This is a genomic window from Sphingobium sp. SA2 (assembly GCF_032227065.1).
Lineage (GTDB): Bacteria > Pseudomonadota > Alphaproteobacteria > Sphingomonadales > Sphingomonadaceae > Sphingobium.
In genome coordinates this window covers 574,552-597,192 of sequence record NZ_JAPMXX010000001.1, presented here as the reverse complement: position 1 = coordinate 597,192, position 22,641 = coordinate 574,552, and the positions used below count along the sequence as shown (strand labels likewise).

The window sequence follows — 22,641 nt, the reverse complement described above, 5'->3', positions numbered from 1 at the left end:
CGCAAAAGGCTTGATCATGCTCGCAAGCCATGACAAACATGCGTTGAGAACGTTCACAGAAAATTACGAGGAAGGATGCCGATGCGCTCAGCAGCGGGAATCATGATCATGGCGCTGGCCATTGGCGGCAATGTACAGGCGTCGGGGCAACCGCGGACATCCGCCAATCCCGTCGTTGTGCCACCGGAAGCGAAGGCAGACCCGTCAGTCTGGCCCGCGGCCCACAGCCCGGCCGCCATTACCGATCGCCAGACCGAAGCGGCCATCGACCGCCTGATCGCGCGCATGACGGTGGAGCAGAAGGTCGGACAGACGATCCAGGCCGACATCAGCGCGATCACTCCGGCCGAGCTTGCCCGTTATCCCCTGGGATCGATCCTGGCAGGCGGCAACTCCGGCCCATTCGGCAATGAGCGCGCCGACGCCGCGACCTGGATCAAGCTGGTCAGCGACTATCGCGCCGCGTCCGAAAAAGCGGGGGCTGGTGTCCCCATCCTGTTCGGCGTCGATGCTGTTCACGGTCATTCCAACCTGCCGGGCGCGACCATCTTTCCGCACAATATCGGCCTTGGTGCCGCGCATGACCCCGAACTGATCCAGCGCATCGGCGTTGCCACCGCAGCGGAAATTGCCGGGTCCGGGATAGAATGGACCTTTGCCCCGACATTGGCGGTGCCGCAGGATCTGCGCTGGGGCCGCAGTTATGAAGGCTATGCCGCCGACCCGGCGCTGGTGAAAGCCTATTCCAAGGCGATGGTGGAGGGTCTACAGGGCGACCTGCTGCCCGGCAAGCCGCTCGGTTCGGTCCAGGTCGCGGCAACCGCCAAGCATTTTCTGGCCGACGGCGGGACCGAAAATGGCAAGGATCAGGGCGATGCCCGACTGCCCGAAGCAGAGTTGATCCGCATCCATGCGCAGGGCTATCCCGCCGCCATCGACGCAGGCGCGCTCACCGTCATGGCCAGCTTTTCCAGTTGGAACGGCGCGAAGAACCACGGCAATCCGACGCTGCTGACCGATGTCCTAAAAAAGCGGATGGGGTTTGAAGGGCTGATCGTCGGCGACTGGAACGGTCATGGACAGATCCCCGGCTGCACCGTCACGGATTGCGCAGCCTCGATCAATGCGGGGCTGGACCTGTTCATGGCTCCCGATAGCTGGAAGGGATTGTTCGATGCCACGCTGCGCGATGTGCGCAACGGCACCATCCCGATGGCGCGACTGGACGACGCCGTACGGCGCAATTTGCGGGTCAAATATAAGCTTGGCCTGATGGGGCCGAACCGGATCGCGCGCGGTGACCCGGCACTGGTCGGGGCCGATGCGCATCTGGCGATCGCCCGCGAAGCTGTCGCCAAGTCGCTCGTTCTCCTCAAAAATGAAGGCTCATTGCTCCCCATCCGTCCAGGCGCGAAGGTGCTGGTCACCGGCCCCGGCGCCGACAATATGGCGATGCAGGCCGGCGGCTGGACCATCACTTGGCAGGGCACGGACACGAGCGCTGCGGATTTCCCCAAAGGAAGCACGATCGGCCGTACCATCATCGATGCCGTCAAGCAGGCGGGCGGCAGTGGGCAACTGGCACCCACCGGCGATTTTGCCGACAAGCCGGACGTCGCGATCGTCGTCTTCGGCGAACAGCCCTATGCCGAATTTCAGGGTGACGTGTCGAACCTCATCTTCCATGGTCAGGATGGCGAACGCGAACTGCTCGCCAAATTGAAGGCGCAGGGCATTCCGACCGTCGCGCTTTTCCTGTCGGGCCGCCCCTTGTTCGTCGGCCCAGCGTTCAATCTAGCCGATGCTTTCGTTGCCGGCTGGCTTCCCGGATCGCAGGGCCAGGGCGTTGCCGATGTGCTGGTGGCGGGCAAGGACGGCAAACCGCCACGCGACTTTACCGGTCGGCTGCCCTTTGCCTGGCCAGCGGACGCCCGCTCTCCTGTCACTGCGCCCCTTTTCCCGGTCGGCTATGGCTTGGATTATGCGCACCCCCATGCCCAAGGCCCCGTGAATGAAGATCCCCGCGTCGAACAGGGGCCAGCGGTCAGCGACAGCCTGTTCCTGCGCACCGGGCGGGTGCTCGATCCATGGCGGCTGGGTCTCGACAGCAGCGTGTCCATGCGCGCCGTCGACATCGCGGCGCAGGAAGATGCGCGCCAGTTCAAGTGGAGCGGCAAGGGCGATATCGCCATTGACGGCCCGGCCGTTGACATGTTGCGGCAACTCAATGGCGGCTTTGCCCTGCGCATCGACTGGCGGATGGATGCCCGTGGCACTGGGCCCGTTTCGATCGCGATGGGCAATGCGCGGCTGGATGTCAGCGCACTGGCGGCGGCAGCGCCGCTGGGCCAGGAAAGCAGCATCCAAATCCCGCTCCAATGTTTCAAGGATAAGGGTGCCGATTTCAAGGCGATCGGAACCCCGTTCCGCATGGGAGCGGATGCGCCGATGACGGTCAGCCTGCGCAATGTGCGGATTGAGGGCATCGGCACGCCTGTTCCCTGTCCCCCATCCCTCCCCTGACGCTGCGAATCACCGCGAGACGCTGAAGCCGTAAACGGCATCGCGACATGGCCCGCCTCTTCACCAGGAGGCGGGCCATTTTTTGATATTTGATGTTGGGCACGCGAAAACCCGGCGCTTGCGGTCGGCTCACCGGGTCAAACCGGCTCGCGCAAGCGGGTCGACAACGACATATGTTAGCGCTATCACATAGCGAAGCGATGGCGTGAGACGTTTCAAGGCGTCCACTCCATCATGCCGCGTCGGATAGAATGAGGAGAGGGATTGATGGATATTGGCCTGGGAATGATGGGTCGGCTGCTGCCATTTGCCGCATTGGCACTATCCAGCACGGCGGCGCAGGCCGAGCCAGCACGCTTCGAGCGCTTCACCTATGAAGGCCAATCGATCGAGCAAGTGAAGGCCGGGCCGGGCGAATATATCAATCCCATATTGTCGGGCTATTATCCCGATCCGACCATTACCCGCGTGGGCGACGACTATTATCTCGTCAACTCCTCCTTCGCCCATTTCCCCGGCCTGCCGATCTTCAAGTCGAAGGATCTTGTGAACTGGGTCCAGATCGGCAATGCGATCGACCGGCCGAGCCAGCTCGATTTTACCGGCCGCCGCACGTCGGAAGCCGTCTTTGCGCCAGACATCAGTTGGCATGATGGCGTCTTCTACATCGTCAACACCTGCGTCGCTTGCCGCAACAACTTCGTCATCACGGCCACTGATCCGGCCGGTCCTTGGTCCGACCCCATCTGGCTACCCTTCGAAGGGATCGACCCATCCATCTATTGGGAAGGGGATAAAGCCTATATCGTGAACAATCGCGCGCCCGATGAACCGCCGCGCTATGACGGGCATCGCGCCATCTGGATTCAAGAATATGACTGGCGCGCCGGCAAAATGGTCGGCCCCAGCACCCAGTTGATCAATGGCGGCGTCGACATCAGCAAAAAGCCGGTATGGATCGAAGGTCCGCATATTTTCCGCAAGGATGGCTATTATTATCTGACTGCAGCCGAGGGCGGCACCAGCGTCAATCACTCCCAGGTCGTGCTGCGATCGAAGAAACTGCGCGGCCCCTATCTCCCTTATGCGGACAATCCCATTCTCACCCAGCGGGATATGGACCCCAACCGGCCCAATCCGATTGGGTCCGCCGGGCACGCCAAGTTGATCCAGACGCAAAAGGGGGACTGGTGGGCGACCTTCCTGGCGGTACGCCCCTATGAGGGCGACTTCTACAATATCGGGCGTGAAACCTTCCTGCTGCCCGTAACATGGAAAGATGGCTGGCCGATCATTCTGCCCCGTGGCGAAAAGATACCCCATGTCGGCAAGGTGCCTGACCTGCCCGCCCAGCCTAGCCCTGCGCTGCCGATGAGCGGCAACTTCACCTACACCGATGATTTCGACGGCGATCGTCTGGCGATGCAGTGGATCGGCATCCGCACGCCCCACCAACCCTTCTATCGCGTGAGCAACGGCGCGCTGGAACTGGACAGTGGCACGCCGCTTGGCGATCTGAACGGAGTTCCGGCCTTCGTCGGACGGCGGCAGCAGCATGCTGTCGCCACCATGTCCACGACCATGCGCTTCACCCCGGAGAAGGACGGCGACACCGCCGGGCTGGCGGCGGTCCAGAGCGACCGCAGCCATATAGTGTTCGGCATTACCCAGGTTGGCGGTAAAAAGATGGTCGCGCTGACGTCGCGCGACAATGCCGATACCGATATGCTGGTCGCCTCCGCGCCGCTGACCGCCACCGGCCCCGTAACGCTCACCATCCGCGCCGATGGTGGCAAGATGGCGTTCGACTATGAAGTGGAGGGAAAACGGGCGACGCTCAAATCCGATCTGGACGCGACGCTACTGAGCACGCGCAAAGCAGGGGGGTTCGTTGGGACTGTCGTCGGTCCCTATCGCTACACCCCTGCATCCTGAAAAGGGCTTCTCATGACCATCAAGTCATCCATCGCCCTGCTGGGGCTGTCGCTGGCCGCCACTGCCCTGCCCGCGCAAGTCTGGCGCGCGGACCAAGGCGATGGCACCTATCGCAATCCCGTCCTCTTCGCCGACTATCCCGATCCCGACATCATTCGCGTCGGAGAGGATTTCTACTTCATCACCACCACCTTCGCCAATGCGCCAGGCATGACCATCCTTCATTCGAAGGATCTGGTGAACTGGCAGATTGCCGGCCATCTGATGGACCGGCTGGAGGGCAACCCCCGCTATGATCTGAGCGATGGCGGCGATTATCGCCGGGGCTTCTTCGCGGCCAGCATGCGCCATCACAAAGGCACTTTTTATGTGGCCGTCAGTCCGATCGGGCTCAACACGCGCATTTATCGCGCGAACAGCCCGACCGGCCCCTGGACCTATACCGAACTGGATCGCCACGCTTTCGACCCGGCGCTGTTCTTCGAGGATGATGGCCAAGCCTATCTGATGACGTCGATCGGGACGGACGGCACAGTGACATTGCTGACGATGAACGAGGACGTCACCAAGATTACCGCGTCCAAGGTCGTCCATTATAACAAAGGCGCTGAAGGATCGAAGATCATCAAGCGCGCGGGCTGGTATTATCTGTTCAACGCGCTCCCTTCCAAACTGGCGCTGAGCGTCTCGCGGGCGCGCAGCTTGCAGGGACCGTGGGAGACCCGTCCGCAGATCGACGACACCAGCGGCGGCCATCAGGGCGCATTGGTTGATCTGGCCAATGGCGAATGGGCCGGCTTTGTCATGGTCGATGCCGGATCGATCGGCCGGATGACCAATATCAGCCCGGTATATTGGCAGGACGACTGGCCGATATGGGGCACGCCCGACGCACCGGGCCGCGTACCCGACCGCGCGCCCAAGCCGATCATGGGCCACCCCTTTGCCGAACCGCCCGCATCGGATGATTTTTCCGCATCGACATTGGGCCTGCAATGGCAATGGAACCATAATCCCGATGACCGCCGCTGGTCTTTGCGCGAACGGCCAGGCTTCCTGCGGCTTCACGCAACCCAGGCCGACCGGCTGTGGACGGCACGCAATACGCTGACGCAAAAGGGGCAGGGGCCTCGCAGCAGCGCTATCGTCAAAGTGGACATGCGCGGGTTACGCTCAGGCGATGTGTGCGGCTTTGGCACATTCGGCAAGATCAGCGCGCAATTGTCGATCGTCGGAAGCGACAAGGGTCGCCGCGCCCTGACGATGATGGTGACCGATTCCACGGAGGATGGCCCCCGCACCGAAACCCGCGTCGCATCCGTACCCGTGTCTGGCCAGACGCTCTGGCTGCGCACCGACATGGACTTCGTCCGTGACGAGGGCCGCGTCGCCTACAGCAGCGACGGACGAAAATGGACTGGCGTAGGCGATCATATCCCGCTGAAATTCGACTGGCGCACCGGCACGTTCCAGGGGCAGCAATTCGCCCTTTCCTGCTATAATGCGCGGCCGGACGGCGGCTATATCGATATCGACAGCTTCACCCTGTCGCCCTTGCCCGAAGCGGTGGAGGAAGCAAGGCCATGAAATTCAGCCGTCGCGAGAGCGTTGCGGCGATAGCAGCGGGCACCGCTGCCCTCTCAACCGCGCGCGCGCGTGGGGCAGTCGCTCGCCCGCCCTCACCTCTTATGCTCTGGTATGAACAGCCCGCATCGGTGTGGACGGAGGCGCTGCCCGTCGGCAACGGGCGAATGGGCGCGATGGTCTTTGGTGGTATCCGTCAGGAACGATTGCAACTCAACGAGTCCACCCTATGGGCGGGCCAGCCCTATGACCCGGTCAACCCTGCGGCGCGGGCCGCGCTATCCAAAGTCCGCGCGTTGATCTTCGAAGGCAAGATTGCCGAGGCCGAAGCCCTGGCGAACGACGCCGTTCTCGCCACACCATCCACGCAAATGCCCTATCAGGCCTTTTGCGATCTCATGCTGGATTTCCCTGGCCTGGGGCAGACGTCTAACTATCGGCGCAGCCTGGATCTGGACAGCGCCATGACAACTACCCGATTCACCGCCGATGGCATCGATCATAAGCGCCAGGTGATTGCGTCGGCAGACGATCAGGTCATCGCAATGCGTGTGACGGCATCGGGCGAAGGACAGCTCAACGTCGATATCGGCCTGGCGTCCCCGCACAAGATCGTCGCGGTCGAAGCCGACGGATCGGCAAGCCTGTTGATGACCGGCCGCAATGGCGATGCCGCCGGCATTAACGGCGGCTTGCAGTTCGCCGCCCGCCTGTTCGCTTCGGCAGAGGGCGGGCGGATCGAGCCAGGTGCAGGCGGCAGATTGCTGGTGCGCGGCGCCGATGCGGTCACGCTGATGATCGCCATGGCGACCAGCTATCGCCGGTTCGACGATGTCAGCGGCGATCCCGTAGCTGCGACCCAAGCCACGCTGGATCGCGTGCGCGGCTATTCCTTTGCGCGGGTCGCGGCGGACGCGACCGACGCGCATCGGCGGCTCTTTCGCCGCGTGTCGATCGACCTTGGCCGATCGGCCGCCGCAGACCTGCCGACCGACAAGCGCATTGCCGCGTCGCCGACCCAGGACGACCCGGCGCTTGCAGCGCTCTATTTCCAATATGGTCGCTACCTGCTGATCTCTTCGTCACGGCCGGGTGGCCAACCTGCCAATCTGCAAGGCCTGTGGAACGATAGCCTCAGCCCGCCCTGGGGGTCGAAATATACGATCAACGTCAATACCGAGATGAATTATTGGCCTGCCGAGACCACGCATCTGGGTGAGTGCGTCACACCGCTGGTCGATTTGGTCCGCGACCTCGCCGTCACCGGCGCGCGCACGGCAGCGACCATGTATGGCGCACGCGGCTGGGTCGCGCATCATAATACCGACCTCTGGCGCGCCAGCGCGCCCATCGACGGTGCGCAGTTCGGGCTATGGCCGACCGGGGGCGCATGGCTCTGCACCCATTTGTGGGACCATTATGATTATGGCCGGGATCGTGCCTTCCTGACCTCCATCTATCCGCTGATGGTCGGCGCCGCGCGCTTCTTCCTCGATACGTTGCAGCCAGAGCCAAAGACCGGCTACCTCGTCACCAACCCGTCGATGAGCCCGGAAAACCCGCATGGCCATGGCGGCACCCTATGCGCTGGGCCGACCATGGACATGGCGATCCTGCGCGACCTGTTCGGTCAGACGATCGCGGCCGCGCAAATTCTGAACGTAGATGTCGGTTTCGTGACTGAACTGGAGGCGGCCCGGTCACGCCTTGCGCCCTATCAGGTTGGCCGACAGGGACAGTTGCAGGAGTGGCGGGAGGATTGGGATGCCGATGCACCCGAACAGGATCATCGCCATGTCTCTCATCTCTATGGGCTTTATCCCTCGCACCAGATCAGCGTCGAAGACACGCCGGACCTGGCCGCCGCGGCGCGCCGGACGCTGGAAATTCGCGGCGATCGGGCGACCGGCTGGGCAACGGCATGGCGTATCACCCTATGGGCGCGGTTGCGCGATGGCGATCATGCCCATCGCATATTGGGCTACCTGCTCGGCCCCGATCACAGCTATCCCAATATGTTCGACGCCCACCCGCCCTTTCAGATCGACGGCAATTTCGGCGGAACGGCCGGGATCGTCGAAATGCTGCTTTACAGCCGTGGCGACGTCATCGACCTGCTACCCGCTTTGCCAAGCGCATGGCCGGAAGGACGTGTCACCGGACTGCGCGCGCGCGGACGGTGCGGCGTCGATCTCGCTTGGCGCGATGAGCGGCTCACGCGCGTCACGCTGCACCCCGACATGGATGGCCAAAGGACCATAAGGCTCGGTAGTCGTCGCGCAACGGTATCGCTCAAGGCCGGACGCGCCCTCATGCTTGAAGATGGAGATTTTGCCTGATGACGAAGGTTTATGTCCGGGGCTTGCTGCTCGGCCTCACTGCCCTGGCGGCCAGCACCAGCTTGTCTGCCCAGACAGCCGATCCGCTCGCGCCGCAAGGCCGTTGGAGCGCCTATCAGGGGGGCAGTGCCGCCCTGCCGCCCATGGGGTGGAACAGTTGGAACGCCTTTTTCACCGAGATCGATGAGGAAAAGCTACTCGGATCGGCGCAGCGGATCATCGACAGCGGCCTCGCCAAGAAGGGCTATCAATATATCAATATCGACGATGGTTGGTGGCTCAAGCGCCGCACGAATGACGGCAAATTGCTGATCCGTTCGGAGAAATTCCCATCGTCCCTGCGCGCGGGCAAGGGCGACCCGTCTTTCCGTCCCCTGACCGACAAGCTCCATGCCATGGGGTTAAAGGCGGGCATCTATTCGGACCTTGGTCGCAACAGCTGTTCGCAGGCCTATTCGACTGGCGAAGCGCAATTACCCGAAGGGTCGATCGCTGAACGCGAGGTCGGACTCTATGGCCATATCGATCAGGATATTCGGCTCTTCTTCGCCGATTGGGGTTTCGATCTCATCAAAGTGGACGGATGCGGCATCCGCGCCTTCGGCGAGGGCAGCGCGCCGGTGAAATCCGGCAAGTATCGCATGCTTGCCCCCTTGATCGACCAGGCGTCGGTCACCCGCTCGGATGTTCCTGCGGTGCAGGGACTGTTCAGCCAGATCAACCAGTCGCTGACCCGTCATAACCCGGACAATGACTATCTGCTCTCGCTCTGCGTGTGGGGTAGCGCCAATGTGCGCGCCTGGGGCAAGGATTATGGCAATAGCTCGCGCACCAGCGACGATATCACGCCCCATTGGGCGCGGATGCTGACGAATTACGACAGCGCGGTGCGCCGGGCGCTCTATGCCCATCCGGGGTCGTGGAATGATCCCGACATGCTGTTCATCGGTCAGGGCGACTTCGACGCAGAGCATCTGACCGAAGCGCGCTCGCATTTTGCGCTCTGGGCGATGATGAACGCCCCGCTGCTGATCGGCGCGGACCTACGCAAGACCCCGCAATCCTTGATGGATGTTTTCGGCAATGCCGACCTGATCGCCATCAATCAGGATCCCGCGGGCCATCAGGCCATTGTCGCCTTCGACAGCGATTCATTGCAGATATTGGTCAAGACGTTGGCCAATGGCGACAAGGCGGTCGCGCTGTTCAACCGGGGCCTTGCGCCGGTCGATGCCATGCTGACGGCCGGTCATCTCAAATTCCGCGAAGACCAGGCCGTGGCTTTGACCGACCTTTGGACCGGTGAACAGAGCCGCTTCACCGGAGAGCAAGCTTTGAAGGTTGCGCCACGACAGACGCTCGTCTTCGTGGCAAAGGGCGATCGAACGCTTGCGGATGGCCTTTATCTGTCGGAGCAACCTGGCAATATCAACCCGGCCGTCGATGGGGTTACCGCCCCTGCGCCTGATCCCACGATCTTCCGCTCCATCCCCGGCTGGCGCAGCACGCGCGGGCTGGGCGAACGTCCCATCTATGCGGGTTGGGGCGGCGCGCAGCCCGACGCGACCCCCTATAATCAGCCGCTCGCCATTGCGGGCAAACCCTATGCATCTGGCATCGGCGTGCTCGCCAATTCCCGGCTGGAAATTCGGAACAAAGGCTATGGCCGCTTGACGGCCATAGCTGGGGTCGATGACAGTGCCGCAGACTCGCGCCATGGTGTCCGTTTCGCTGTCTATGGCGACGGCAAGCTGTTGACGCGCACGCCGCTTGTTCGCCGCGGCGAAACACCAACGCCGATTGCCGTCGATGTAAAAGGCGTCGCCCTCATCGAGATGGTCGCGCAAGCCGATGACGGGGTTCCGGGCGAAATGCTGCCCGTCAGTTGGGGTGACGCGGCCCTGCTACGCTGATCGCCATGATGGGTGGGCGGTGTAGTAATCCGCCCGCCCAACATAGCCTCATTCCCTAACGACCTGTACCGATCGGCAGCTCGAACGAACCGACCGGTAGAGGGGCCTCGTCATAGAGGTTGGTGACCGGCGAATCCGCCCAGCCATATCGCACCCGCACGGCTGGCTGACCATCACCTGCCAGCCGGATGCGCAATCCTTCCACCTCGCCGCCGACATAGCGACAGCTATCCGCCGCTTGCCCGCACAGCTCAAAGCCGATCGCCTGCGCGGCGCTACGCGTCTGAAGGGCGCCCGTTAGCCCTGAAAATTCGATCATGGCCCCGCCGTCCGGCGTAGCAATGGCCTTTGCCGCCTGCGGACCGCTAGCGGAATGCCGTTCGCCATAGGCAACCGCCCGCATCGACCGCGCGAGGCGGCGACCCAATTCCTGCTTCTCTCCGGGATGAATATCGAACGGATCGCCCAGATCGATCGCCGTGGCCAACGCCGCATTGGGGTCCGCTGCCACGGCCCGATATTGCGTATCGCGCATCCGTGCCCAGCCGCTCTCCGACGGTTTCGTCGTCGGCTTGCCATAGGCGGCGAGCTGCACGATGACGAAGGGCAGGTCGGGCGCGCGAAATTGTTCGCGCCATTCGGCCATCATTGCCGCCAGCCGATCGGCATAGCCAGGCAGATCGACATCGGACTCGCCCTGATACCAGGCAACACCCTTCAAGCCGATCGCACCCAGCGGCGCGATCATGCCATTAAAGAGCGTGCCCGCGCCGGTCACATCAGCCCATGGCACACGCGGCGCGCCGGGGGGCGATTTGGCTGCCACGGCATAGCGCCACTTGTCGCCCAACGGCACATCGCCCCCATCGGCAAACCGCAAGGCCATGTCGCTCGCCGGTCCCAGCAGCCCACCATTGGCATAATTATCCATCACATTGATGATCAGGACATTGCGACCCGCCTTCAACAGACCCGGTGGCACGGTCAGGCTGGTGGGCTGCCATGCCTTGGCGCTCATTCCCACGGGACTGCCATTGATCCAGACCCGGCCGACATCATCCATGGTGCCCAAGGACAGGGTCGCCGCCTCGGCTGCCTGCGCAGCCGTCAAAATGATTTCCCGCCGGAACCAGACCATGCCGTTGAATTCGGAGAGAGCACTGACGCCCCATTCTTCCCATGGCCCCAATTTCGGCACATCTGCCCAGCCAAGGGTACTGCCGGGCTGCCAAGGCTCTTGGCCGACAGCATCGCCGGTGGCTGCGCGCCACCAACCTTCCCATTCGGCGCTCGCCGCCCGTTCGGCTCCGATGGGATCGCTGGCGTGCAACTTCACCATGGCGGAGCGATCGGCGCGACCGATCGCGGCCTGGGCCACTTCCCCCATCCAGGGGCTGATCTGCGATCCGCCCCAACTGCTGGAGATGGCGCCGATCGGAACGCCCGCCGTCTTGCGCAGGTCTCGCGCCATATAATAGCAGGCAGCGGAAAAATCGGGCACGCTTTCCGGGCTGGCCGTCTTCCACGACACCGCACTGGCAAAGTCCTGCCGTGCCTGGTCCGCCGCTTCGCGCGGAACCGTAATCAGGCGCAGTTGCTCATCCGACGAATTGCGGATCTGCCCCATGGCATCCTGCGCATTGCGCACTTCCAATTCCATGTTCGATTGGCCTGAACATAGGAAGACGTCGCCCACGACCACGTCCCGCGCCGTCACCTGCCCCTTGTCGCTGCGCGCCGACAATGCGATCGGTCCAGCCTTGGTAAGCGCGGCAAACCCCGCTTGGAACCGCCCCTGCGCATCCGCCGTCACGACCTGGGTCGCCGCGCCCAATGTTATCGTGATCATCTCGCCTGGATCAGCCCTCCCACGGATCAGGGCCGGACGATCGCGCTGGATGACCGAATGGTCACCAGATAGCGCATCGAACACAGGTGCTGCAGCCGCAGGCATAGCCATCACCGGGAGGAATCCCATAGCTACAGCCGTGATATACCGATTTGAGCGCTTCATATGTGATCCTCCCGCTATGCAAATTGTGCCGTTCCGCGCTTGCAGAACATCCGAACGGCGCCGCTTAGAAGCGCCGATCAGGCTATTAATGTTAACGCTACCTTTTGGTGCCGTCATTTTCATTCGTTTGACAAACTGGAGGTCTGACCCGCCCGCTTATCGCGCGCCCTGAAAGGCGAGATGCGCGCTGAAGAAGGGCAGCAGCTTATCCTGAAATCGCCAAGCCACCCGGTTGGTATGATCGCCCTCATAGATTTCGAAACTGTTGGGAATGCCATAGCGATCAAGCACGCCATGCAGCGTCTGCGCATCAGCTTTCAATCCATCCTTGTCGCCGACATCGATGGCGATCGCGCGATAGCGGCGGAGATTGCCGATATATTGATCGACGAACGCCAGCGGCGCATTCGCTGCCCATTTGGCCACGACATCGGGTTGCACCACCCCGTCCTTGACCGGCATGTCCAGATAGAGGGGCGGCTTTTGCGGGTTGGGCGACCAGGCGGCAGCCGTCGCCAATTGCGCGCGCAACATGAAGGATAGCCCAGCCGAATCGGCGGGCGACTTTACCGATTCGAGCTGTTTGAACACGGCCGGATCGATCTGCGCCGGATCGCGCGGCGACAGGCAGCAGGGGCTCATCATATAAAGCGCACCGAATATATCGGCATGTTTCATGCCGATGCGGCTGGTCCCGTAGCCGCCCATGCTATGCCCTGCCAGCCCCCGGCTTTCGCGCTGCGCGATCGTTCGATAATGGTCGTCGATATAACGGACCAGATCGCGCGCCACGAAACTTTCGAAATCGCCGGTCGTCACCGAACTGGAATACATCGACCCATTATGGATCGTCTTGGAATCGGGCAGCACCAGGATCATCTCCTGCGCGTCCTTGGCGAAGGCGCCTTCCACGGTCCGGGGAATGTGGATTTCCTTCGCCCATTCCTCCGCGCCGATCGAATAGCCGTGCAGGGCATACACGACCGGATAACGCCGTGATGGTTCGCGGCCGTAGCTGGGCGGCAGGATCACCAACACATCGCGGTCGGCCGCTTCGCCTTCCAGATTGCCCTCGATCGTCGGAGCATGCACCTTGATGCGCTCGATCGTTACCGGCTTTGCCCCGGCGACAGCTGGCGGCGCACCCGTCGCCACCTGCGCCAAGGCAGGCATCGACGCCCCGGCCATCGCCAACGCCGTAACGACCATCATCCGTGTCTTGAACGTCATGCCAACCCCTCCATTTTCGTCGTCATTGTCCGCGCAATAGGCGCATCACCAGAGCGCGTATCCGCCCATAATTTCCTTGGCCGAGCGGCCCCAACACCCCATGCTGCGCGTCCGGCATATGGGCCAAAGGATGGCCATCGGGGCGAAAGACATAATGGTCGAAATAGGCGCGCCAGGCGTCCCGTTCTGCCGCTGGCCGTTCGGCAATGGCGATCATGGCGAGCAACATGGCGGTGTGCGGCGCATCCGGCCCGGCGCTGAAACCATCCCACCAATAATTGACCAGAATGTTGACGGGATCGAGCGCCTCGACCTGGTGCCACCATAATTTGGGGAGGTAGAGCGCGTCTCCGGGGGCCAACTCCACCATAACGGCCCTCGCCCGCGCGGCCGCAAAGCGAGGATATTGCGGATCGTCGCTCGCCGCCCCCGTGGCCAGCGATATCGGCTGGCCCGACAATGTATGGTCGATCGGCCCGACATAGAGATCGCCGATCGCATCGGGCGGATAGAGGGTGAAGCGTCGCCGCCCGGCTACTGCGCAGGCCAGATTATCATAGGTGTCATAATGGCAGGCAACGGTCGAGGCATTGCCGAGCCATATCCGTGGGCGGACGTTCGGCGGCAACAACGCGCATGGATTGGCCTCGGCGAAGCCGGGGAAATGATGATCGGTCGGCAGCGAGCCCAGATAGCCGATCTCGCCCGCATCCTGCGCATTGGCGGCGATACGCGCGATCGCTTGCCGAACGGCGATGGTTTCCCTGGCAAAGTTGAAGCCGCCAGGCCCATCGCCATAATGATAGCGCCCACATAAATTTGGCGGACCAGCGAAATATTCCGCTGTCGATCCGCTGTCGAATCGCGCCAGATAGGCAAGCACGGCGTCATTGCTTTGTACGCTCATCTGCATCGCAGGCCAGTCGCTACAGACTCCCCGAATCACAATGGGGCGACACGCCTGCGCCAAATGTCGCAAACCTTCGACACCCCCGATCTCCGCGGCGGTTCGTTCCGTGATTGGGACAGCGGCACTGGCCATGGGTCTGCCGAACCGCCCAAGCCTGTCGTTCCGCCGACGCGCCATCAGGCTGATATGCTGCAACGATCCGGCGATGGCGTAGGCAAGGCGCAGATGCCCGGATCGAAACAGCATCATGACGGCCGCATCGTCCAGATCATCGAGACTATCGAGGCTCACCGTATAGAGCCCATCCAGCCGCACCGTCTCCCCATCATCAAAGCTGAGCGCAATGTCGATCGGCTCGATCAGCCGGTGCGCAAGCAAGGCGGCGATGAAGGCTTCGGTCGCCTCCATCCCCGCAACCAAGCGGCTTAGCGCCTGTTGGACGACACGCAATTGTAGGGTGGGCTTCCCTTCCGCATCGAACAACGGGTCACCATCGCCGGATGCAAAGCGGGGATGATCCGGGTCGAAGGCGATATTCTCTTCTGCCGTGAAGAAGCCTTCGCGATCCGCCTCCATCGCCCGAAAGGCGGGACGATCATCGGGCGAATCCACCAGATGCTCGCCCGGCTTCAACCCAGTCAACGCCCCCAGATAGAATCGGCCCGTCTCGGCATGTTTGGAAAAAAGAATCGGGCAGGCAGCGGCAGCGGCCAGGATTTCACCAACGACGATTCGCACGAACGGACCAGATCCATGGTCCGGTGCCCGCATCCGCAAACCGGCGTGCGCCACATTATTGAGCAACTGAAGCGATTCCATACCCTCTCCTCCTGCGGCACATTCTCACGCTGCCGCCGCCCTGTCTGGACGCATTTTTCGTCTCCGACAGCCTAATCACACGGGGCGATATTTACACATACAATTTCGCTTGATTGCCCGTTTCGATAGCGCTACCATTTACGCCTAGAAAAGAAAAGGCTTGGGTGAGGATCAAATCCGTTCGTGCGACGGCCCCTCCCCCCAAAGTCTGAAACTGTGATCGTGCGTGACAATAGTGTCGCGACGTTCGGGCGAGAAGAAGTGGGAGTAAGGGGAGGATCATGAAGACAGATTTCGATCGCGCTCGTTTGGCGAAGCGCAGCCGCAAGAGCCTGGCGGCGACAGCCAGCGGCTTGGCCCTGGCAATCGCCTTTCCGGCCGTTGCGCAAGTGGCCGAACAGGCGACCATCACGAACCCTGCCAGCGAAGCGGACATCGTCGTCACCGGCATCCGTGGGTCGCTGCAACGCAACCTAGACATCAAGCGTAACTCGGCTGGTGTCGTCGACGTCATTTCGGCGGAAGATATCGGCAAGTTCCCGGATTCCAATGTTGCGGCATCGCTGCAGCGCCTTCCGGGCGTGTCGATCAACCGGTCCGGTTCGCGCGGCGAGCCCGATGGCATCACCGTGCGCGGCTTTGGCGGCGACTTCAACGAAACGCTGATCGATGGTCGCCGCATCTCCACCGCGACCGGTGGCCGTTCGGTCGACTTCTCCTCGGTCGGTGCCGATTTCGTCGGCCAGCTCGCCGTGCTCAAGACGCCTGACGTATCGCTGTCGAGCAGCTCGATCGGTGCGACCGTCAACATCTCCTACCCCAAGCCGTTCGACAGCCCCGGCACGCGCGTCGCGTTCAGTGCCGCTGGCTCGATCCAGGACGATGCGGGCAAGGTGGTGCCGACCGTCGGTGCCCTGTTCAGCAAGACCTTTGCCGATGACACGCTCGGCATCCTGATCGACGGCATCTACACCCGCCGCGATACGCAGGTGAACCGCGTCTATGTATCCGGTTGGCAGGGCGGCCTGTACGATCCTTGTCAGTTGGCAGGTAGCACTGCGACGGTTTGCAATCCTACTCCTGCCAGTAAGACTGTTGTCGGCTGGTACGGCCAGCAATATGGCGCCGATCAGCGCTATACCAAGGATGAGCGTATCGACGGCCGCATCGCCCTGCAATGGGCACCGTCCGACGACATTGTCCTGACGCTGGACGACAATTATTCGCGACAGAAGATTGTCACTGACATTTCCGGTTTCGGCGTCTGGTTCAACCAGGACTCAATGCGTAATGTCCAACAGGATGAAAACGGCACGACGATCGACTTCGTACAACAGGGATCGCCAACCGATTTCACCGCTGGCACCGATACCCGTGTGCTGGAAACCAACCAAATCGGTTTGAACATGGTGTGGGACGCGACGTCCAACCTCAAGATCGAGGCGGATGCCAGTTATTCGAAGAGCCGTCAGAACCCGGATGGTGAAATCAGCAGCGAAAATGGCGATATCGGCTATGGCGGCGCGCTGGGCACTGCAAACGGCATTCGCGTGTCCGGTAACAGCAGCAAGGCGTTCCCGGAACTGACGGCCTTTGGCCCCAATGGCGATGCTTCGCGTTGGCTGGACCAGACCATCATCGGCTCGCACGTCACCGTGCGGCAGCAGCAGGTCAACAGCGACGAGATCAAGCAGTTCCGCCTCGGCGCAACCTGGGAACAGGATAATCTGACCATCAAGTTCGGTGGCCGCTATATGGAGGATGAATTCACGCTCCAGAACAGCAGCACCTTCACCAATAACTTCTGGCAGGCTTATGCGGGCTATGGCGGTCCGTCCGGTCAAGGCAGTGGTGTTCTGATGCCCGCCAGCCTGATCCAGGGCGTGATTGGCACCAACAACTTCATCCCCGGCTTCTCCGGCGTCCTGCCACCCGGCCTGCTGAAATATGACGCTAAGGAATATCAGCGTATTCTGGAAGGCCTCGGCAATCCATATGCGCAGAATGTGCCGGGCTTTAACTATCCTCCCCCGACCGACCCTAACAACGGCCTGCTCAATTATCGCGGTATGTTTGATCTGTTGTTAGACCCAGGCAGCGTTCAGAATGTGCGCGAGAAGACCTGGTCGGCCTATGTTCGGGTAAATTTCGAAGCCGATGTCGCGGGTATGCCCTTCTACTTCAATGCAGGCGCGCGAGAAGAAATCACGAAGCTCGTATCGGCTGGCATTGGGCGATTGCCAACCTCGATCACAGGCAGCACAGCTGATCCAACTTTGCTCACGGTAGGCTTCGGTGAATCTCAGCCTATCTCCACGAAGAGCAGTTATTCCTACTTCCTGCCGAGCCTCGACATGAAGCTGGAACTGACCGACAGCCTGCACCTGCGTTTCGACGCTTCGCGCACGCTGACACGCCCGGCGCTGAATACGCTTACGCCGGTTCTTAACGTTGGCGTCGGCCAGCGCGTCGGCGCCCTGACGGCAACGGGCGGCAACCCCAACCTGAAGCCCTATCTGGCCGATAACTTCGACCTCGCGATGGAATGGTATTACCAGCGCAATTCCTACGCCTCCGTCAATTTCTTCCTCAAGGATGTGACGAACTTCGTGGTTGCAGGTACCCAGCGGCAGACGATCAACGGCGTCGTTGATCCGACCACTGGTGCGCCTGCGGTCTTTACCGTGTCGCAGCGGGTCAATGGACCGTCGGCCACAATCAAGGGCGTCGAACTGGCATGGCAGCATGTTTTCGGCGACAGCGGCTTCGGCTTCAACGCCAACGCCACCTTCGTCGAAACCAACAAGCCCTATGACGAAACCAATTTGTCGCAGAGCGGCTTTGCCGTGACCGGGCTTGCCAACTCGGCCAACCTTGTCGCCTTCTATGACAAGGAAGGCTTCCAGTTCCGTACCGCCGTCAACTGGCGCGACAAATATCTGCAGGTCTTTGGTCAGGCCCAGAACAACTCGGCCTTTGGCGCGGAACCGACCTTCGTCAATTCCAGCCTGCAGATCGATTTGAGCACCAGCTACCAGCTGACCGAACGGTTCAGCCTGTTCGGCGAAGCGCTCAACATCACCAACGAAACGGTCAGCACCCATGGCCGCTTCTCCAACCAGTTGCTTGATGTGTACGCTTATGGCCGCCGTTTCACGGCGGGCGCACGCTACCGCTTCTAACGGTTCTCGCCCTGGAGGGGATGTCGATTGACATCCCCTCCTTTTTAATGGTGATTTCTCTCTTATGGTTCATCCTGTCCGCAACATCGTAATCGTCGGCGGCGGGACAGCCGGCTGGTTGACCGCTGGCATCATCGCGGCCCGCCATCGCACCCGCATTGGCCAGGGTTTCAGCGTCACTTTGGTCGAATCCCCCAACACCCCGATCATCGGCGTGGGAGAGGGAACATGGCCGACGCTCCGCACCACGCTATCGCGCATGGGCGTGTCGGAGTCCGATTTTTTCCGCGAATGCGATGCCGCTTTCAAACAAGGCGCACGCTTCGACCGCTGGACCACCGGCGCGGTCGATGACGGCTATTATCATCCCCTGATGCTCCCGCAGAATTTCGGGCAGGTGAACCTTGCCCCGCATTGGCTGGCAAGCAATCAGGGCGAAAGTTTCTGCGACAGCGTCAGCGCGCAGGGCCGCATCTGCGACGACGGCCTGGCCCCCAAGACGATTGCGACGGCTGAATATGATGCCCTCGCCAACTATGCCTATCATCTCGACGCGGGCAAATTCGCGCCTTTCATCCAACGCCATTGTTGCGAAACGCTGGGTGTGCGGCACGTTTTGGCGGATGTCCAACAGGTGCTGATGCACGAGAATGGCGACATTCGCGCGATCCAGACAGCGCAGGCAGGCGAGATCGAAGGCGACCTGTTCGTCGATTGCACCGGCTTCAAGGCGCTGTTGATCGAAGGCGCGATGAATGTGCCGTTCAAGGACTGCAACGACGTTCTATTCTGCGATACGGCATTGGCCATGCAAGTGCCCTATGAGCGGCCGGATAGTGCGATTGCATCCCACACCATCTCGACAGCGCAGACATCAGGCTGGATCTGGGACATCGGCATCCAGACGCGCCGCGGCGTCGGCCATGTCTTTTCCAGCAGCCATATTTCCGACGAAGAGGCCGAACGCGAATTGCGCGCCTATATCGGCCCGGCGGCCGATGGGCTGAATGCCCGCAAGATCAAGATCCGTTCGGGCCATCGCGAAACCTTCTGGAAAGGCAATTGCGTGGCCGTGGGCCTGGCCGCCGGTTTCCTCGAACCGCTCGAAGCCTCCGCGATCGTGCTGATCGAATTGTCGGCCAAGATCATTGCCGAACAAATGCCCGCCTGTCGCGAGGTGATGGACATCATCTCCTCGCGCTTCAACGCGACGACCCACTATCGCTGGGGCCGCATCATCGACTTCCTCAAGCTCCATTATGTGCTGACAAAGCGCACCGACAGCGATTTCTGGCGCGACAATGTGCGCGATGAAACCATCCCGGATCGCTTGAAGGAATTGCTGCTGCTCTGGCGCTACCAGTCCCCCTGGTTCCACGACGAGTTCGACCGCGTGGAGGAAGTCTTCCCGGCCGCCAGCTATCAATATGTCCTGTACGGCATGGGCTATCATACCGAAGTCGATCCCGCCTCGCTCAGCCGGGATCATCGCCTGGCCGATCGCGCCCGCCGTGAAAATGCCGCGCTGACCGACAAATTATGCGCCGGGCTACCCCGCCACCGGGATCTGATCAACAAGATCGTCGCGCACGGACTGCCGCCGGTCTGACCGGCGGCAACCGTTACCGTTTACTGCGTCCCCTTGCTCAGATGGTTGGCCGCATTGGCCAGTTCGATCCACGCCGCGCCTTCTGGAATGACATATTCATTCTGGCCCCAGAAATAAGGCCAATCCTCGTGATTTTCGGGGAAGTCCGGCTTGATCACCAATATGCCCGGCACGACGCCCCCGGCAATGAAGGAAAAGTCCGCCCGGTTATTGCCATAGGCGACTTCCTTCGACACCGTGCCGACACCCGACACGAAGGATATGTCCGACGCAGGATGGTGGCCGGTCAGAAACGCCATGCCGTGAAATAGCGCGTCCGGCCCGACAATGTCGGGGAAAGCACGATGCAAAGCCTCGGCCGTCAGCGCATAGCCAAGGACGGTCCCTGACCCCGCCCAGCCGCCAGTGGTAATCGGGACGGCGAAGGGATTGGCGCGTGCGATCTCCACGCTCTGCGCCTGCCAACGGCGCACCGCCGGGATCATCCCGGTGCGATAGGAAGCGGGCATGTAGGGAATCGCCGCGACAGCCGTCTGCGCGTTGAAGCCAAAACCCTTTTCGATGGCGGGCCAGAGCGCCTGCACCTTGGCGGCATAGACCGGCTTGCGGGTGGTGCGCAGCAGTTCCACCGCCGCCGCGAACATCTCCGCATCAAGCGGCCCGCCGGTGGTGTTGCCATGGCTGAACAAATCGGGCGCCTGCCCCTGTTCCTGCTGCCAGACCCGTTCGGCGGTTGCCAACGCGCGTTGCGCCAGCGCATCATCCTGCCCACGCAACACGCGCACGGCGGCCGCCAGCCCGGCGATCGATCCATAGTTGAGCGCCGATGATTTGCTGGTGAAGGCCCAGCGATCGTCCGGCGTCCCGCTCCGTCCATTGCGAACCTCACCCGGTTTCAAGGCCGGGTCATAGGGCAGCCCATCCGTCTTGTTCACCGCATCGCCCAAATGCGTATATTGGGCGACATCCGGCTCCACGATGCCATGAATGGCGTGACCGACAGCGTCGAATTGGGCGAGCAATTGCAGGGTGCCATGCGCCACCTGTTGCACCATGTCGGGCTTTCCGTCGGGCACATGCATTTCGACATGCCGCCGCGCCTGATCGACGCTTACCGTATCGCGATCCAGCCGATACCGCTCCGCCGCATCGGCAAGCGAGCGCACCACCTGATATTGGGATTGGGTGCGGATATCGAAATCGCCGGCATCATACCAGCCGCCGACGTTGAGGCCCGGAATATGCTCGCCCGGCTTGAAGCGCGTATCGGTCGTCGGTCCCTGCCGGTACAGGTCGATATGTTCATGGTTCAGCGGTGCCTGACGCGCATCGTCGCGATGGGAATCGCCGTGCCAGCTGCGATAGGCTTCGTTGACCGACATATGGTCCATCGCGACCGGGAAATAGACATCGTTGGTCGGGTGCCAGGCATCGGCATAGACATCCTGCGCGATCCGAAATGGCGCGGTGCGGACATCGCCATATTCCAGCATGTAGAGCCCCGGTTGCTTAACGGCGCTGAAATCGAGTTGCAGATAATGATAGCGCAGATAGTCGCCCCAGGGTTTCACCGGCCCGGTCGCCACCGGCACCGCCGCGCCGCTGACGTCCAGGCGCAGCAATTTGAGCGGTGGCCGCCGCTTGTCATTACGGTCCAGTTCGACCGTGGCGATCTTGGGACCATCGGGCGCATAGCCGAGCTGCGAATGTGCGATAACGGGCGTCCGCAGCCAATCGGGGTCGGCCTGCGGCTTCACCGTCCACTGCAGCACCGTACCGGTCTTGTTTGCAGGCAGAATCGATCGCAACACGAACCAGCCATTTTGCGCCTGATTGCGCCCATCATAGAGCGCGATCGGCTGATCGCTGCTCACGCTGATCCGGCGCGCGGGGTCTTCCGGTGCCAGGACGAAGCGGCGGCCACTGGCCATCGGCAGGGGTTCGGCCCCCGGCCCTTCGCTCCGCCCGCTGGCCGCATTGCGCTCCGCCGTCCGCTCCATGGCGCTTGCCGGATAGATCGGGAAGGTGCCGGTACGCTCGTCCGCCATATAGGCATGGTGGAAATAGGCCGACGGCAGCAATTCCAGGTTGAAACCCGCCTTGCCCGCCAAGGCCTGCGGCACGGGCTTGTCGAGAATGATGCTCAGTTCGACCGTACCCCCGCGCCGCTCGGCGCGAATGACATATTGCCAGTCATGGGCGGCATAACGCAGCGTCGTTTCCACGACCCCGGCCTTGGCATCCACCTTGCGACCCACCAGCGCACCGATCGCATCCCATTGTCCGGGTGTCGCCGACAAGCGCACGTCGCCATTGGTCGCGGTGCGCATACCCTGCTGGATGATTTCGATACCGCTGATCTTTGCATCCGCAAACAGGCCGTCATACCAGTTGGAAAAGGCTAGCACATTGACCGCTGGGCCTTCGAAATAGCCCTTTTCGTTCAACTGCAAGGCGGGTTCGCCCGGCGTCTGCGCGATTGCCGCCGTGCTGCTCAGCAGCAGTGCAATCCCGACGCAGGAGGCTCGTAAACGCTTCATGTCTCTCTCCCTTGATTGCGCTACCATCATCCGGGCCGCAATT

At 61.8% G+C, this 22,641-nt stretch carries 11 protein-coding genes and 1 pseudogene; 7 read left to right on the top strand and 5 right to left on the bottom strand.

Annotation, left to right across the window (positions count from 1 at the left end; all coding sequences use genetic code 11):
- The first annotated feature begins 102 nt into the window (after nucleotides 1-102).
- From OVY48_RS02960 to OVY48_RS02940, 5 genes are all read left to right on the top strand, one after another.
- Nucleotides 103-2,523 (top strand): glycoside hydrolase family 3 N-terminal domain-containing protein, encoded by a 2,421-nt coding sequence (locus OVY48_RS02960; RefSeq protein WP_313921805.1) that lies wholly within the window; start codon nucleotides 103-105, stop codon nucleotides 2,521-2,523.
- Between the two features lie 267 nt (nucleotides 2,524-2,790).
- Nucleotides 2,791-4,458 carry a glycoside hydrolase family 43 protein gene (locus OVY48_RS02955; RefSeq protein WP_313921804.1) on the top strand — a complete coding sequence of 556 codons (1,668 nt, stop codon included), beginning with the start codon at nucleotides 2,791-2,793 and terminating at the stop codon, nucleotides 4,456-4,458.
- A 12-nt stretch (nucleotides 4,459-4,470) separates the two neighbouring features.
- Nucleotides 4,471-6,045: a glycoside hydrolase 43 family protein gene (locus OVY48_RS02950; RefSeq protein WP_313921803.1), complete on the top strand. Its 1,575-nt coding sequence runs from the start codon at nucleotides 4,471-4,473 to the stop codon at nucleotides 6,043-6,045.
- Nucleotides 6,042-8,381, top strand: coding sequence for a glycoside hydrolase family 95 protein (locus OVY48_RS02945; RefSeq protein ID WP_313921802.1), 2,340 nt, complete (start codon nucleotides 6,042-6,044; stop codon nucleotides 8,379-8,381). The genes OVY48_RS02950 and OVY48_RS02945 overlap by 4 nt, the downstream gene beginning before the upstream one ends.
- Nucleotides 8,381-10,294, top strand: a complete 1,914-nt coding sequence (locus tag OVY48_RS02940) for an NPCBM/NEW2 domain-containing protein (RefSeq protein WP_037475523.1) — start codon at nucleotides 8,381-8,383, stop codon at nucleotides 10,292-10,294. Before OVY48_RS02945 ends, OVY48_RS02940 begins: the two co-directional genes overlap by 1 nt.
- 55 nt (nucleotides 10,295-10,349) lie before the next feature.
- Here the strand turns inward: OVY48_RS02940 and OVY48_RS02935 are convergent, their stop codons facing one another.
- From OVY48_RS02935 to OVY48_RS23835, 4 genes and pseudogenes are all read right to left on the bottom strand, one after another.
- Nucleotides 10,350-12,254: a sialate O-acetylesterase gene (locus tag OVY48_RS02935; RefSeq protein WP_313921801.1), complete on the bottom strand. Its 1,905-nt coding sequence runs from the start codon at nucleotides 12,252-12,254 to the stop codon at nucleotides 10,350-10,352.
- A gap of 210 nt (nucleotides 12,255-12,464) precedes the next feature.
- Nucleotides 12,465-13,538 carry an alpha/beta hydrolase gene (locus OVY48_RS02930; protein WP_237748853.1) on the bottom strand — a complete coding sequence of 358 codons (1,074 nt, stop codon included), beginning with the start codon at nucleotides 13,536-13,538 and terminating at the stop codon, nucleotides 12,465-12,467.
- 22 nt (nucleotides 13,539-13,560) lie between these two features.
- Complete coding sequence (locus tag OVY48_RS23840; RefSeq protein WP_037475528.1) at nucleotides 13,561-14,580, bottom strand: cupin-like domain-containing protein; 1,020 nt, start codon at nucleotides 14,578-14,580, stop codon at nucleotides 13,561-13,563.
- 60 nt (nucleotides 14,581-14,640) lie between these two features.
- Nucleotides 14,641-15,267: pseudogene (locus OVY48_RS23835) on the bottom strand (SapC family protein); the annotation flags it as partial.
- A gap of 281 nt (nucleotides 15,268-15,548) precedes the next feature.
- On the opposite strand from OVY48_RS23835, the gene OVY48_RS02920 reads away from it, so the two are divergent.
- Nucleotides 15,549-18,449 carry a TonB-dependent receptor gene (locus tag OVY48_RS02920; protein ID WP_313921799.1) on the top strand — a complete coding sequence of 967 codons (2,901 nt, stop codon included), beginning with the start codon at nucleotides 15,549-15,551 and terminating at the stop codon, nucleotides 18,447-18,449.
- A gap of 64 nt (nucleotides 18,450-18,513) precedes the next feature.
- Nucleotides 18,514-20,058 (top strand): tryptophan halogenase family protein, encoded by a 1,545-nt coding sequence (locus tag OVY48_RS02915; protein WP_313921798.1) that lies wholly within the window; start codon nucleotides 18,514-18,516, stop codon nucleotides 20,056-20,058.
- A gap of 20 nt (nucleotides 20,059-20,078) precedes the next feature.
- Here the strand turns inward: OVY48_RS02915 and OVY48_RS02910 are convergent, their stop codons facing one another.
- The gene (locus tag OVY48_RS02910) at nucleotides 20,079-22,598 is read right to left on the bottom strand and encodes a glycoside hydrolase family 9 protein (RefSeq protein ID WP_313921797.1); all 2,520 of its coding nucleotides are present in this window, start codon (nucleotides 22,596-22,598) and stop codon (nucleotides 20,079-20,081) included.
- Between the last annotated feature and the right edge of the window lie 43 nt (nucleotides 22,599-22,641).